This is a genomic window from Paradevosia shaoguanensis, from assembly GCF_016801025.1.
Classification (GTDB): domain Bacteria; phylum Pseudomonadota; class Alphaproteobacteria; order Rhizobiales; family Devosiaceae; genus Paradevosia; species Paradevosia shaoguanensis.
In genome coordinates, this window is sequence record NZ_CP068983.1 from 1,461,008 (window position 1) to 1,472,656 (window position 11,649).

The window sequence follows — 11,649 nt, forward strand, 5'->3', positions numbered from 1 at the left end:
GGGGAGACGCTGCGGGTATTTGCGGGGGTTGTCCAGCCTGGGATTGCGAGGCTCCGCGTCAGTGCCCGGCGGCGCGGATCATGGGTTCGATCGTGTCTTCGAAGAGGGCACCGGGCTTTTCGGCCAGGACCTGCGGATAAAGCTTTTCGGCTTCCAGCGACAGGCGCAGGAATTGGGCGATGCCCTCGGCGGCGGCGGGGTCGGCCATGGGATAGAAGCCGGCTTCGAGGCGGGCGAGCAGCAGGGTCTTGGAGTGGATCATGCGCTCGGTGAAGCCGGAAGCGTTGCTCATCGAGCTCGAAATCTTGACGTAGTCGTGAAGCGGCGTCCCCAGATACATTTCGGTCGCGGCGGTGCGGTAGAGGCCCATCAGAAAATCGAGATCGGTCATGTTGGGCAGGTCGGGGTCGTAGCGCGAATCGGCGCGGCGGCGGTCCCAGACGACCATGGTGTCCATGGAAAGGCTCACCCATTTATGCCCCGAGGCCTTGAGCACGCGATCGGGGCCCTGCCCGACGGTGCGCAGCGAGGTGAAATCGGGGCGCATGACGTCGAGCGAAGTCGCGACGACAGGCTGGTGTTCGAGAGCGGCGACGGCCAGTTCCAGCTTGCGGGGCTTGAAGCGGTCATCGGCGTCGAGCAGGGCCGCATAGGGTGTATCGAGGAGATCGAGCACCATGTTGCGGGCGCGGGTCGAGCCGCCGCCGACCTTGCCGGAGGAATGGAAACGCAGGCGGGGATCGGAAAGGCCGTTGTCGACCAGGAACTTGCCGTAGTCGACGCCGTCATCCGAGATGATGTGGTGCTCGAAATCGGCATGCGTCTGCATGAGGACGCTGCGCACGGTGGCGGCGATCGTATCCTGCGCGCGGAAGGCGGGCGTGATGACGGCTACGGTCTGGTTCCCCAAGGAAATCCCCCTTTAACGGCTTTCGGCGCAATCTTGAACGCCCGCGAACCCTGTCCCATATCTTGCTCAGGAAATCGGTGCCACTCACTCGGGTCGGTTTCCAGCGTTGCTTATTCAAGGACGGTTGTTGATGTCTCGCATATCACTCTTTTCGGCGCCGTTTCTTCTGGGCTTCGATGCCTTCGAAGAACGTGTCGACCGCCTTTCGAAGGCGGCGGATGGCTATCCGCCGTACAATATCGAAAGGCGCTCGGGGGCCGAAGGAGCAGAGTGCTTCCTCATCTCCATCGCAGTGGCAGGGTTCGCAAAAGACGAGCTCGAAGTCATTTGGGAAGACAACCAGCTCATAGTCAGGGGGCGTCAGAAGGACGACCCTTCGCGTGAGTTCCTGCATCGCGGGATCGCCGCACGCCAGTTTCAACGCAGCTTTCTCCTCGCCGACGGCGTTGTCGTCAAGGATGCTGCGCTCCGGGACGGCATGCTGATTGTCACCGTGGTGCGCCCCAGGATCGACAAGGTCGCAAGGCGCATCGAAATTCGTTCGTGAGAGGAGTTGGGCAAATGCAGAATAGAGACGAAACCGTCATCGATACCCAGGTCCATCCGCTCAAGACCCTGACCCCGGCGCAGTTCATGGCGCTGGGCGGCAGCGCGGTGGCCTTCGTCCGTCCCATTTCGGGCGACGAGGTCAATACGCTTCTGTCCGAAGAAGGTTTCGAGCCCGATGGCTTGTACCATCTGGTCATGTCGGCCGACGGCACACCGCTGATGGTCGCCGATACGCGCGAGGCAGTGGACGAATGGCTGTCTGACCGCAATCTCGGCCTGGTGGCGCTGCACTAGGGCGTTCGCAAGCGCCCGCAGACAGAATCGAAACGGCGCTCCGCTGGCAGCGGCGCGCCGTCCATCAAGCCAATTGAATCGCCTCAGGCGGCGTAGGCCGCCAGGGGCTGAATCAGGAGCCGGTAAAGCTTGTGCGGATCATTGGTCCGGCGCAGGTCATCCACCAGGGCCTCGGTGCGCAGCAGACGCGCTACGCGGGCGAGGGCCTTGAGGTGATCGGCGCCGGCGCCGACCGGCGCCAGCAGCATCATGACGAGATCCACCGGCTGGTCGTCGATCGAATCGAAATCGATCGGCTGGTCCAGCTTGGCGAACAGCGCCGTGACGGCGGGGAGCCCGGCAATCTTGCCGTGGGGAATGGCAATGCCGTTCCCCAGGCCCGTCGAGCCAAGAGCCTCGCGATCGCTGAGTGCGGTGAAGATCGACTGCTGATCCAACCCGGTCGCCTGAGCAGCATGCTGGCTCAAGACTTCCAGCAGCTCGGTCTTGGTCTTAACACCCGTACATGCAAGAACTGACTCCTCGGCGAGGATGTCTGAAAGTTCCATTGAAGAAACCTGTTCGATGTCGTTTGGAATTGGGTTTAGCAAACAGCCCTAGTTTGCGCTCAAGGCGGGATCAATCCAGCCAATATTGCCGTCGGCCCGGCGATAAACCACATTCAGTCCGCCATGTCCAGCATGACGGAATACCACTACATCGGACTGGCTCAAATCCAGCTCCATCACGGCTTCACCCACGCTCAGGCGGCGCAGGCTCGCCGTGCCTTCGGCGATAACCGGGGGGCTGAAATCGGCGTCGAGCTCGTCATGTTCTCCAGGCGCAGCAAGCACATAGGCCTGGGCAGTGCCCTCCTCGTCCTCCGGGCGCCGGCGATGCTGCTTCAATTTCCTGTTATAGCGGCGCAGGCGCTTCTCGATATTGCCGGCCATGACCTCGTAGGCCAGGGTCGGGTCGTTCTCGGCCGCACTGGCCTGGAGCGTCATGCCCGAATCGAGGTGCACGACGCAATCGGCGCTATATCCCCCGCCGTCGTGGGAGAGAGTGAGATGTCCTTTATAGCCCCCGTCGAAATACTTGGTGACCACTGAGTTGAAATGGTCGACGGCCTTGCTGCGCAAGGCATCGCCAACATCCATGTTCTTGCCCGATACACGTAAGGTCATGGCTACCCCTCTCATTCGATAGATCGGCGCGGGCCCCAGCCATTTTGTTCGCGAAATGGTTCTCCCGCATCTGCATGGTAGACCCGGCACGAAGGGGGATCAAACCCAGCAAGCTGGTCACGGGCGCAATTGCAGGGGTGACAGACGCGGCAAGGAGGACTAGCCTTCCCACCATCGAACTTCCCGAACACGCTTAGTTGATCGTCGCTCGCCGCCCTCAGGGCGTGGCCGAGAGCGCTCGCTTCTGCCGCCGGCGGATGACGGAGGACGGAATGTTCATGCCCTCCCGGTATTTGGCGACGGTGCGCCGGGCGACATCGATCCCCTGCTCGCGCTTGAGCATCTCGGCGATCGTGTCGTCCGAGAGGATGTCGGCGGGCGACTCGGCATCGATGAGCTGGCGGATGCGGTGGCGCACGGCCTCGGCCGAATGATCCTCGCCCCCAGTGGAGGACGCCAGCGCGGTGGTGAAGAAATACTTCATCTCGTAGAGGCCGCGGGGGGTCGACATGTACTTGTTGGAGGTGACGCGGCTGACGGTCGATTCGTGCATCTGGATGGCGTCGGCCACCATGCGCAGGGTCATGGGCTTGAGGTGCGAGACGCCGTTGACCAGGAACCCATCCTGCTGGCGCACGATCTCGATGGCGACCTTGAGAATGGTCTGGGCGCGCTGGTCGAGGCTCTTGGCCAGCCAGTTGGCGGTCTGGAGGCAATCGGAGAGGAAGGCCTTTTCGGTGGCGTCGCGGGTCTTGCCGGTGACGGTGGCGTAGTAGGTGCGGTTGACCAGCACCTTGGGCAGCACGTCGGAGTTGAGCTCGACCGCCCAGCCCCCACCGGCGCCCTCGCGCACGAACACATCGGGCACCACCGCCTCGACCGGGGCGCCGTCAAAGGCGCGACCGGGCTTGGGGTCGAGTTCGCGCAATTCGGCCAGCATGTCGACGAGATCCTCGCGGTCGGCGCCGACGGCGCGGGCGAGGCCCGTCATGTCATGGGCGGCGAGAAGATCGAGATTGGCGAGGAGCCGCGCCATAAGGGGATCGAGCCGATCCTTCTCGCGCAGCTGGATGGCGAGGCATTCGGGGACGGTGCGGGCGAAGACGCCGATGGGATCGCAGCCCTGGACCCTGAGCAGCACGGCTTCGATCCGCGCTTCGTCGGTGCCGAGCTGGGCGGCGATGGCATCGAGCTCGGTAGCAAGGTAGCCGGCCTCGTTGAGGCTATCGATGAGGGCGCGGGCGATGAAGCGCTCGGCCGGGTCCTTGAGGATCAGGTTGACCTGGGATTCGAGGTGATCGGAAAGGCTGGGGCGGGCGGCGACATATTGATCGATGTCGGGGGCCTCCCCGCTCTCGGAAAGGCCGCGCCCTTCGGGCCAGGTGGTCGACTGGCTGACCGAATCCTGGCCGACCTGCTCGGGAAAGACGTTTTCGACGGCGGTATCGAGGCCATCGGCAATAGAACTGGCCGACTGGATGCGCTCGGAATGATCGACCGTATCCTCGTAGGCGCTCAACTCGGCCGGGCGTTCGGGCTGGTCGCCGCCATCATCGGGCGCGCCCTCCTCGCGGTCGAGGAGCGGATTGCGCAGCAATTCGGTTTCGACGAAGGCGTTGAGTTCGAGATGGCTGAGCTGGAGCAGGCGGATCGACTGCATGAGCTGAGGCGTCAGCGTCAAGCTCTGTGCCTGCCGTACCTCCAGCCGGGGCGTCAATGCCATGCCGATACAATCCCAAATCGCAACCGGCGGCACCATGACTGATTGCGCCCACGAGGACAAGCGCGATCGAGCAAGTTTCGTGCCACTCCCGGCTAAGGACTTGTGGCAATTGGCTAAGTATCGAAAGTGTCGCCCAGATAGACGCGGCGGGCGTCGGGGTCGGCCTTGATGGTCTCGGGGCGCCCCTGGATCATCACCTTGCCTTCGTAGATGAGGTAGGCGCGATCGACGAGGCTGAGCGTCTCGCGGACCGAATGGTCGGTGATGAGGACGCCGATGCCGCGCTCGGTGAGCTGGCGGACGAGGCCCTTGACCTCGGCCACGGCGATCGGATCGACGCCGGCAAAAGGCTCGTCGAGCAGCATGAAGACCGGATCGGCCGCCAGGGCGCGGGCGATTTCGGCGCGCCGCCGCTCGCCGCCGGAGAGAGCCAGGGCGTTGGAATCGCGCAAATGGCTGATGGAGAATTCCTCGAGCAGCTCATCGAGCCGGCGCTTGCGCTCGGCGCCCGAGCGCACATGGCCTTCGAGAATGGCGAGTATATTGTCCTTGACCGAGAGGCCGCGAAAGATCGAGGGCTCCTGCGGCAGGTAGCCGATGCCCAGCCGGCCGCGCTGGAAGAGCGGCAGGTGGGTGATCTTGTGGCCATCGAGCCGGATTTCGCCGTGATCGGGCTTGATGAGGCCCATGATCATGGTGAAGACGGTGGTCTTGCCGGCGCCGTTGGGGCCAAGCAGGCCTACCGCCTCGCCGCGCCGGACGGCAAGGCTCACATCCGAGACGACGACGCGCTTGCCGAAATGCTTGGCGAGGCCATGGGCTACCAGCCAGCCGGTCTGGTCGATACGGACATCTTCCTCGGAGACGGTCTGGTTCATTTCGAACTGAACACACCCGTGACGCGGCCGCCCTTGGAGCCGGTGAAGGTGGAGGTATTGGTCTTGAGGTTCACCACCAGTTCGGGTCCGGTCAGCTTGCTGGTCGCATTGGTGACGGTGACGTTGCCGGTCAAATGCAGCACTTCGGTGGCAGGGTCGTAGACCGCCTTTTCCCCGCTCGCGTCCTGCTCGGAGGTCTTGATGCGCACCTGGCCGGTGGCCTCGAAGCTCTGGACGTCGGTGGTACCCTTTTCGCCGTAGGCGATGACGACCTGCTCGGCCCAGAGATCGACGCTGGGTGTCTTGACCACGACATTGCCCTTGAAGGTGGCGTGGTGGTTGGCCTCATCGATGGTGAAATTGTCGCCGGTAATGGTGACCTCGTTGGCCGCCCGGGCGATGCCCAGGGTCGAGAAGACCAGAATCAATGCCAGGACCAGACGGGCGATCATGAGGGTGACCCTTGTTCGGTTGCCGTGTCCGCTGCCGTGGGGCGGGACGGAACGGAAAGCGTTGCACGCTTGAAAGACCAGATGTTGGCGGCGGCGTCGTAAGTCAATCCTTCAGCGTCGAGAACCGAGCCGTCATTGAACTCGAAATGGGCGGGGCCGTTGGAAACCAGGGTCTGGGCCGGCCAATCGACCAGCGAATTGGTGATGGTGCCGGTAGTGCCGAAACTGTCGGAAATCGCGGCCTTGCCGTCGATCTCGACGCGCTGGCTGCCCATGTGGAGCGTGGCGCCATCGGCCCGGGCCGAGAGCACGCGGCCACTGGGCTGGGTCAGCGTGGCCTCGGCATTGACGAGATCGACATTATCCACCGCCGCCAGGGCCGCCGACGCGCTTTCGGCGGTCACCTGATAGACGGCGCCATCGGCCATGACGCCATCATAGCGCGGCACATCGACCACGATCCGGTCCTGCTGGACGGTAACGCGGCCGATGGTGAAGTCGATGCCGATGCTGGCGAGGTAGATCTGGCCGACAATGCCGACCAGGACCAGCGCGCAGACGACCGGCACGGCGATGCGCAGCACCGAGACGAAGCGATTGCGGGCGGTGAGCCGCCCATACATCGCTTCGCGTTGGTCGGCGGTCGCCGAACGGCTCATGCCTTCAAATCCTAGCTATGGGCGAAGATGTCCGTCTCGCCCCAGCCGAGCAGGTCGAGCTCGATCCGGGTCTTGAGGAAACGGAAGCATTCATCGGCCAGTTCCATGCGGCCCTCGCGGCGCAGCATGCGGTCGAGATGGCGCTTGAGATCGTGCAGGTAGAGCACATCGGAGGCCGCATAATCGAGCTGGGCCTGCGAGAGCACCTCCCCGCCCCAATCGGACGATTGTTGCTGCTTGGAGAGATCGACGTTGAGCAGCTCGCGCACCAGGTCCTTGAGGCCGTGGCGATCGGTATAGGTGCGCACGAGCTTGGAGGCGATCTTGGTGCAGTAGACCGGGCCGGTCACGACGCCGAAGCGGTGCTTGAGCACGGCCATGTCGAAACGGGCATAGTGGAAGATCTTGGTCACGCCCGGGTCGGCGAGAAGCCTGGTGAGATTGGGCGCAGCATTGGAATCGGCCGGAATCTGCACGACATCGGCGCTGCCGTCGCCAGGCGACAGCTGCACCACGCACAGCCGGTCGCGGTGCGGATCGAGACCCATGGTCTCGGTGTCGATCGCCACCTCGCGGCCATAACGTGAAAGATCGGGCAGATCGCCCTTGTGCAGCCGAACAGTCATCCGTGACCTCACTCAATCGCAAACTGGGGCGTTGATGCCATACCACACTGGGCTTGGAAAGTCTGACCTGGGGGCTTGACTGCCTTGTTTTGGCGCCAAACCTCAGCCAAGACGAAAACATGCAACGTCTGACTCTCATCGCAATGGTTCTTGCCGGGCTGGCCGCCTTGTGCCTGGCCGCGCCCGCCTATGCGAATGCGCAGACGCATCTGGAGGCCCCGGCGGCGCAAATCTGCATCGACAATCCGGGCATTCTGATGGAAACGGCGGCCACGCCGGACAAGCCGCATACGCTCAAGGCCTGCATGGGCCAGAAGAACCGGCTCGCCATTCCCTGCCAGACCGACCGGTGCCTGCCGGTCGAACAGATGGCCCTCGCCTTCCGCCCCTCGGCAAGGCAGGTGCTGCCCCTCGTCGCCGACGCCCTCCCCGAACGCGACGAGCCGGACGGCCAGTTCAGGCCACCACGCCTGACGGCGTAACCCCTCCCTCACGCCCAGAGCGCCGCTGCGGTCCTTGCGCCCGCGCGCAACGCATTGGGCATTTCCCAAAGCCAAAGGCGCGCCAAGCGCCGACCAAGAAAGCAATTGTCGATGACCGATACCCTGACCCTGCCCCGGCGCCAGTTCATGTTCGGCGGCGCCAGCCTTGCCGCGCTCGCCCTTACCGGCTGCACGACGACCGGCAATACCCGGCCCGTGGCCGATGCCGGCCCGATGGTGCCCCAGCAATATCTGAGCATGTATGCGGCGCTCCCCGAAGAGCGCTTCCCGATCCCGGCGGCCGATATCTCCAAGCTCGACCCGCAATACTGGCGCCAGGACGTGGCCGACCCGACCGGCGAACGCCCGGGCACGGTGGTGGTCGATACCGGCAACCGCTTCCTCTACCTCGTGGGTGAAGACGGCCGCGCCATGCGCTATGGCGTGGGCATCGGCCGCGACGGCTTCGCGTGGTCGGGCCGCGCCAAGATCCAGTACAAGCGCGAGTGGCCAACCTGGACGCCGCCCGCCGAGATGATCGTGCGCCAGCCCGAGCTCGAGCCCTATCGCCGCGGCATGGAGCCGAGCCTGATGAACCCCCTGGGCGCCCGCGCGCTCTATCTCTTCCAGAACGGGGAAGACACGCTCTATCGCCTGCACGGCAATGGCGACGTGCTGTCGATCGGCAAGGCCGTTTCGAGCGGCTGCGTGCGCCTGCTGCAGCAGGACATCATCGACCTCTACAACCGTGTGCCCTCCGGCTCGCCCGTGCTGGTCGTCTGATTCCCGATATCCCTCGGTCCGCCGGCACGGCTGGCGGACCGCAAGCGGCATTGCCGCCACGTGGTCTCATCTGCGCGGCGATCACCAGATGGTGATTGCGCGAAACTCCGGAGTGCGAGCGCCCGTATCGACTAGGTGCTCCAACCTCAAGAGGAAACAGATGTCCAACGTGACCAAGACTCTCCCCATGCTCGCCTTTGCCCTCGTCGCCGGCCTTTCCATGGCCTCGGGCGCCGCTTTCGCGCAGGACGCCATGAAAGCGGGCGATGCGATGAAGGCCACCGACACCATGAAGCCGGACGACAAGGCGATGGCCGACTGCAAGGCCAAGGCCGGCATGGAGAGCGACCAGATGAAGAAGGACACGGCCATGAAGGCGTGCGACGCCATGGGCATGGATTCGATGAAATCGGACACCATGAAACCCGGCAACGCCATGCAGCCGGCCAAATCCAACTGACCCACGCGGAGGCCCTTGCCTCGTGCGAGGGCCTCTGCCTTTCCGGCGCGCCAGCGACGGCGCATGCCAAAGGGCTGCCCGGTGGGCAGTTACTCTTTTTTGCTATCGGGGATAGGCCTAGAGGCTCGGTAGCGCCTCTAGAAATGGTGCCCTGGAGAAGACTCGAACTTCCACGCCTTGCGGCACACGGACCTGAACCGTGCGCGTCTACCAATTCCGCCACCAGGGCACTGGTGAGCGCGCCTAACTAGTAGAGGGGGGCGAGTCTTGTCAATCGTCGAAATGCCCTTTTTCGCACTCGCGTGGTTCAGGCGCCCAAACCATCCCAGTGCCCGATGGTCGATCGATCGATGACCGGGAGGTCGTCCAAGCAATTGACGTTGAGCATCACCATCTCGTTCCCCTTGCCGTCGCGGCCGCGGGCGAAGGATTCGATGCCGCAATGCCGGCAGAAGAGATGCTCGATCTGTTCGGTGTTGAAGCGATAGCTCTTGAGATCGTCGGCGCCCGCCAGCAATTCGAAGTCGGCGGCGGCCAGCGGCTGGAGCACCGAGCCGCGGCGGCGGCAATGGGTGCAGTTGCAATCCATCATGCCGGTGAGGTCGGTTCTGGCGGTGAAACGCACGGCGCCGCAATGGCAGCGGCCGTTATAGACGCGAAGCGTGTGGTCGATTTCCATGTCTCTCTCCCGGATTTAGAACAAACAAAGAACGATCTGGCGATCCCTGTCAAGCGCGGGCACTCGACAGGCCGGCGCCCGCTGGGCTAGAAGGCGGGAAAATTCTTGGTGCGGCAAAATGCTGCGACTGGAGTGTGGTGATGGAACCGAACGAACTGCCCCTGGTCACGATTTTCGGAGCCTCCGGCTTCGTTGGCACGCAGGTGGTGCAAGCGCTGGCGCGCAAGGGCTATCGCATCCGCGCCGCGGTGCGCCGGCCTGACCTGGCCGGGCATCTGCGCATGCCGGGCGCCGTGGGCCAGATCGTGCCGGTGCAGGCCAATGTGCGCAATGCCGCCTCGGTGCTGCGGGCCGTCCAAGGGGCGGGCATCGTCATCAACCTCGTCGGCATCGGCGTCCAGCGCGGCGCCCAGCAGTTCGACGCCGTCAATGTCGAGGGCGCCAAGGCCGTGGCGGAAGCCGCCCGCGCCGTGGGTGCGCAGGTGCTGGTGCATGTTTCGGGCCTGGGGCTCCTCGCCGACAGCAGCAGCGCCTTCGCGCGCTCGAAGGCTGCCGGGGAAGAGGCGGTTTCGGCCGCTTTCCCGCAGGCGACCATCCTGCGTCCCTCGGTGATCTTCGGGCCGGGCGACGGGTTCTTCACCCGCATGGGCACCTTTGCGCGCATGCTGCCGGTGGTGCCGCTGATCGGGGCGGATGCCCGCATGCAGCCGGTCTATGTGGGTGACGTCGCCGACGTCATCGCCAAGGCCGCGGCCGGGGACGTGCGCAACGGACGCATCTACGAGCTCGGCGGTCCCGAGATCGAGACCAATCGCGAACTCTGGCAGCGCGTGCTGCGCGAGACGGGCCGCAGCAACCCGCTGCTGCCGGTATCGCAGGGCCTGGCCTCGCTGCTGGCCATGCCGATGGGCCTGCTGCCCAAGCCGCCGCTGACCGGCGACCAGGTGATCCTGCTCGGGCAGGACAACCTGGTGTCGGAGGGCGCGACCAAGGACAAGCGCACGCTGCTTGGCCTCGGCATCACGCCGGTATCGATGGATACGATCCTGCCGACCTATCTCTGGCGCTTCCGCCGCAACGGCCAGTTCGAGCGTCTGCCCGCCTGAGTTTTTGGGGAAACGGCTGCTGCTCTTACTTGAAGAGCAGCAGGCCCCACAGACCGACCGCGCCCACGAAGATTCGCCAATAGGCGAAGAACGAGAAGCCGTGGCGCGAGACGAAGTTGAGCAGGTACTTGACCACCAGCGTGCCGACGATGAAGGCGGCGGCAAAGCCGATGGCGATGTTGAGGCCCAGTTCGGGCCCGATCAGCTCGCGGTTCTTGTAGAGATCGTAGCCGAAGGCGCCGACCATGAGCGGCAGGGCCACGAAGAAGCTGAATTCAGCGGCCGAGCGCTTGTCGGTACCCAGAAGCAGCGAACCGACGATGGTGGCGCCGGAGCGCGACACGCCCGGCACCAGCGCCAGCATCTGGAAAAGGCCGATGTAGAAGCACATCAGCGGCGGGTAGGTGTAGATCTCGGTGTAGCGCGGCTTGAGCTTGAGCTGATCGACAAAGAGCAGGATCACGCCGCCCACGATCAGCATCACGCAGATGACGATGGGCGATTCATAGATCACGTTCTTGATGAAATCGTGCAGCAGCACGCCCGCCACGGCTGCCGGAAGGCAGGCGAGGATGACGCAGAGCGCGAAGCGCAGGGCATAGGGCTTGCGCAGGAACACGTCGCGCGCAATGCCGACCAGCCGCCAGAAATAGATGACGACGATGGCGAGGATCGCGCCGAGCTGGATGAGCACCTCGAAGACGCGCCCGGGACTGTCGAAACCGAGGAAGTGCTCGACCAGAAGCAGGTGACCCGTGGAGGAGACCGGTAAGAATTCGGTAAGTCCTTCTATGATGCCAAGGATGAGCGGCACAAAAAGACCTTGATCGGCGTTCATCTGATCTCCTATCCATCAATCAGGGGCGCCAGAAAGCGCATCGG

At 64.1% G+C, this 11,649-nt stretch carries 16 protein-coding genes and 1 tRNA gene; 6 read left to right on the forward strand and 11 right to left on the reverse strand.

Translation table 11 applies throughout. The features are described from left to right. Positions 1-58: 58 nt before the first annotated feature. A complete protein-coding gene (locus JNE37_RS06785) occupies positions 59-910 on the reverse strand; it encodes a glycosyltransferase family 2 protein (protein WP_203065753.1) in 852 nt (283 codons plus the stop codon). Positions 911-1,040: 130 nt separating this feature from the next. On the opposite strand from JNE37_RS06785, the gene JNE37_RS06790 reads away from it, so the two are divergent. Further along, positions 1,041-1,457 (forward strand): Hsp20 family protein, encoded by a 417-nt coding sequence (locus JNE37_RS06790; protein WP_035037060.1) that lies wholly within the window; start codon positions 1,041-1,043, stop codon positions 1,455-1,457. A 14-nt stretch (positions 1,458-1,471) separates the two neighbouring features. Then, a complete protein-coding gene (locus JNE37_RS06795; RefSeq protein WP_035037063.1) occupies positions 1,472-1,753 on the forward strand; it encodes a DUF1150 family protein in 282 nt (93 codons plus the stop codon). A gap of 83 nt (positions 1,754-1,836) precedes the next feature. Here JNE37_RS06795 and JNE37_RS06800 read toward each other — a convergent pair whose 3' ends face one another. From JNE37_RS06800 to JNE37_RS06830, 7 genes are all read right to left on the reverse strand, one after another. Continuing rightward, on the reverse strand, positions 1,837-2,301 hold the full coding sequence (locus tag JNE37_RS06800) for a PTS sugar transporter subunit IIA (protein ID WP_035037065.1): 465 nt from the start codon (positions 2,299-2,301) through the stop codon (positions 1,837-1,839). 48 nt (positions 2,302-2,349) lie between these two features. Beyond that, complete coding sequence (locus JNE37_RS06805; protein WP_081840752.1) at positions 2,350-2,919, reverse strand: ribosome hibernation promotion factor; 570 nt, start codon at positions 2,917-2,919, stop codon at positions 2,350-2,352. Between the two features lie 217 nt (positions 2,920-3,136). Further along, positions 3,137-4,642 (reverse strand): RNA polymerase factor sigma-54, encoded by a 1,506-nt coding sequence (gene rpoN, locus JNE37_RS06810; protein WP_203065754.1) that lies wholly within the window; start codon positions 4,640-4,642, stop codon positions 3,137-3,139. A 113-nt stretch (positions 4,643-4,755) separates the two neighbouring features. Further along, positions 4,756-5,520, reverse strand: a complete 765-nt coding sequence (gene lptB, locus JNE37_RS06815; RefSeq protein WP_035037070.1) for an LPS export ABC transporter ATP-binding protein — start codon at positions 5,518-5,520, stop codon at positions 4,756-4,758. Then, positions 5,517-5,972 (reverse strand): lipopolysaccharide transport periplasmic protein LptA, encoded by a 456-nt coding sequence (lptA, locus tag JNE37_RS06820; protein WP_203065755.1) that lies wholly within the window; start codon positions 5,970-5,972, stop codon positions 5,517-5,519. Before lptA ends, lptB begins: the two co-directional genes overlap by 4 nt. Continuing rightward, complete coding sequence (locus JNE37_RS06825) at positions 5,969-6,631, reverse strand: hypothetical protein (protein WP_203065756.1); 663 nt, start codon at positions 6,629-6,631, stop codon at positions 5,969-5,971. Before JNE37_RS06825 ends, lptA begins: the two co-directional genes overlap by 4 nt. 11 nt (positions 6,632-6,642) lie before the next feature. Further along, on the reverse strand, positions 6,643-7,257 hold the full coding sequence (locus JNE37_RS06830; RefSeq protein WP_035037081.1) for a ribonuclease D: 615 nt from the start codon (positions 7,255-7,257) through the stop codon (positions 6,643-6,645). A gap of 119 nt (positions 7,258-7,376) precedes the next feature. On the opposite strand from JNE37_RS06830, the gene JNE37_RS06835 reads away from it, so the two are divergent. The 3 genes from JNE37_RS06835 (at position 7,377) to JNE37_RS06845 (ending at position 8,982) form a co-directional block, all read left to right on the forward strand. Beyond that, a complete protein-coding gene (locus JNE37_RS06835) occupies positions 7,377-7,739 on the forward strand; it encodes a hypothetical protein (protein WP_156046472.1) in 363 nt (120 codons plus the stop codon). Between the two features lie 111 nt (positions 7,740-7,850). Further along, a complete protein-coding gene (locus JNE37_RS06840) occupies positions 7,851-8,522 on the forward strand; it encodes a L,D-transpeptidase (protein WP_035037119.1) in 672 nt (223 codons plus the stop codon). Between the two features lie 160 nt (positions 8,523-8,682). After that, a complete protein-coding gene (locus JNE37_RS06845) occupies positions 8,683-8,982 on the forward strand; it encodes a hypothetical protein (protein WP_156046473.1) in 300 nt (99 codons plus the stop codon). Between the two features lie 144 nt (positions 8,983-9,126). Here JNE37_RS06845 and JNE37_RS06850 read toward each other — a convergent pair. Next, a tRNA-Leu gene (locus JNE37_RS06850) sits at positions 9,127-9,211 on the reverse strand. A 78-nt stretch (positions 9,212-9,289) separates the two neighbouring features. Then, on the reverse strand, positions 9,290-9,661 hold the full coding sequence (locus JNE37_RS06855; RefSeq protein ID WP_203065757.1) for a GFA family protein: 372 nt from the start codon (positions 9,659-9,661) through the stop codon (positions 9,290-9,292). 140 nt (positions 9,662-9,801) lie between these two features. Between JNE37_RS06855 and JNE37_RS06860 the strand changes: the two genes are divergently transcribed. Further along, positions 9,802-10,767, forward strand: coding sequence for a complex I NDUFA9 subunit family protein (locus JNE37_RS06860; RefSeq protein ID WP_203065758.1), 966 nt, complete (start codon positions 9,802-9,804; stop codon positions 10,765-10,767). 25 nt (positions 10,768-10,792) lie between these two features. Here JNE37_RS06860 and JNE37_RS06865 read toward each other — a convergent pair whose 3' ends face one another. After that, a complete protein-coding gene (locus tag JNE37_RS06865) occupies positions 10,793-11,605 on the reverse strand; it encodes an undecaprenyl-diphosphate phosphatase (protein ID WP_035037088.1) in 813 nt (270 codons plus the stop codon). Positions 11,606-11,649 lie beyond the last annotated feature (44 nt).

Excerpts from the sequence above, each read along its gene's own strand:
- JNE37_RS06790 (WP_035037060.1), top strand. The coding sequence starts at position 1,041 with ATGTCTCGCATATCACTCTTTTCGGCGCCGTTTCTTCTGGGCTTCGAT.
- JNE37_RS06795 (WP_035037063.1), top strand. The coding sequence starts at position 1,472 with ATGCAGAATAGAGACGAAACCGTCATCGATACCCAGGTCCATCCGCTC.
- JNE37_RS06800 (WP_035037065.1), bottom strand. The coding sequence starts at position 2,301 with ATGGAACTTTCAGACATCCTCGCCGAGGAGTCAGTTCTTGCATGTACG.
- JNE37_RS06805 (WP_081840752.1), bottom strand. The coding sequence starts at position 2,919 with ATGACCTTACGTGTATCGGGCAAGAACATGGATGTTGGCGATGCCTTG.
- rpoN (WP_203065754.1), bottom strand. The coding sequence starts at position 4,642 with ATGGCATTGACGCCCCGGCTGGAGGTACGGCAGGCACAGAGCTTGACG.
- lptB (WP_035037070.1), bottom strand. The coding sequence starts at position 5,520 with ATGAACCAGACCGTCTCCGAGGAAGATGTCCGTATCGACCAGACCGGC.
- lptA (WP_203065755.1), bottom strand. The coding sequence starts at position 5,972 with ATGATCGCCCGTCTGGTCCTGGCATTGATTCTGGTCTTCTCGACCCTG.
- JNE37_RS06825 (WP_203065756.1), bottom strand. The coding sequence starts at position 6,631 with ATGAGCCGTTCGGCGACCGCCGACCAACGCGAAGCGATGTATGGGCGG.
- JNE37_RS06830 (WP_035037081.1), bottom strand. The coding sequence starts at position 7,257 with ATGACTGTTCGGCTGCACAAGGGCGATCTGCCCGATCTTTCACGTTAT.
- JNE37_RS06835 (WP_156046472.1), top strand. The coding sequence starts at position 7,377 with ATGCAACGTCTGACTCTCATCGCAATGGTTCTTGCCGGGCTGGCCGCC.
- JNE37_RS06840 (WP_035037119.1), top strand. The coding sequence starts at position 7,851 with ATGACCGATACCCTGACCCTGCCCCGGCGCCAGTTCATGTTCGGCGGC.
- JNE37_RS06845 (WP_156046473.1), top strand. The coding sequence starts at position 8,683 with ATGTCCAACGTGACCAAGACTCTCCCCATGCTCGCCTTTGCCCTCGTC.
- JNE37_RS06855 (WP_203065757.1), bottom strand. The coding sequence starts at position 9,661 with ATGGAAATCGACCACACGCTTCGCGTCTATAACGGCCGCTGCCATTGC.
- JNE37_RS06860 (WP_203065758.1), top strand. The coding sequence starts at position 9,802 with ATGGAACCGAACGAACTGCCCCTGGTCACGATTTTCGGAGCCTCCGGC.
- JNE37_RS06865 (WP_035037088.1), bottom strand. The coding sequence starts at position 11,605 with ATGAACGCCGATCAAGGTCTTTTTGTGCCGCTCATCCTTGGCATCATA.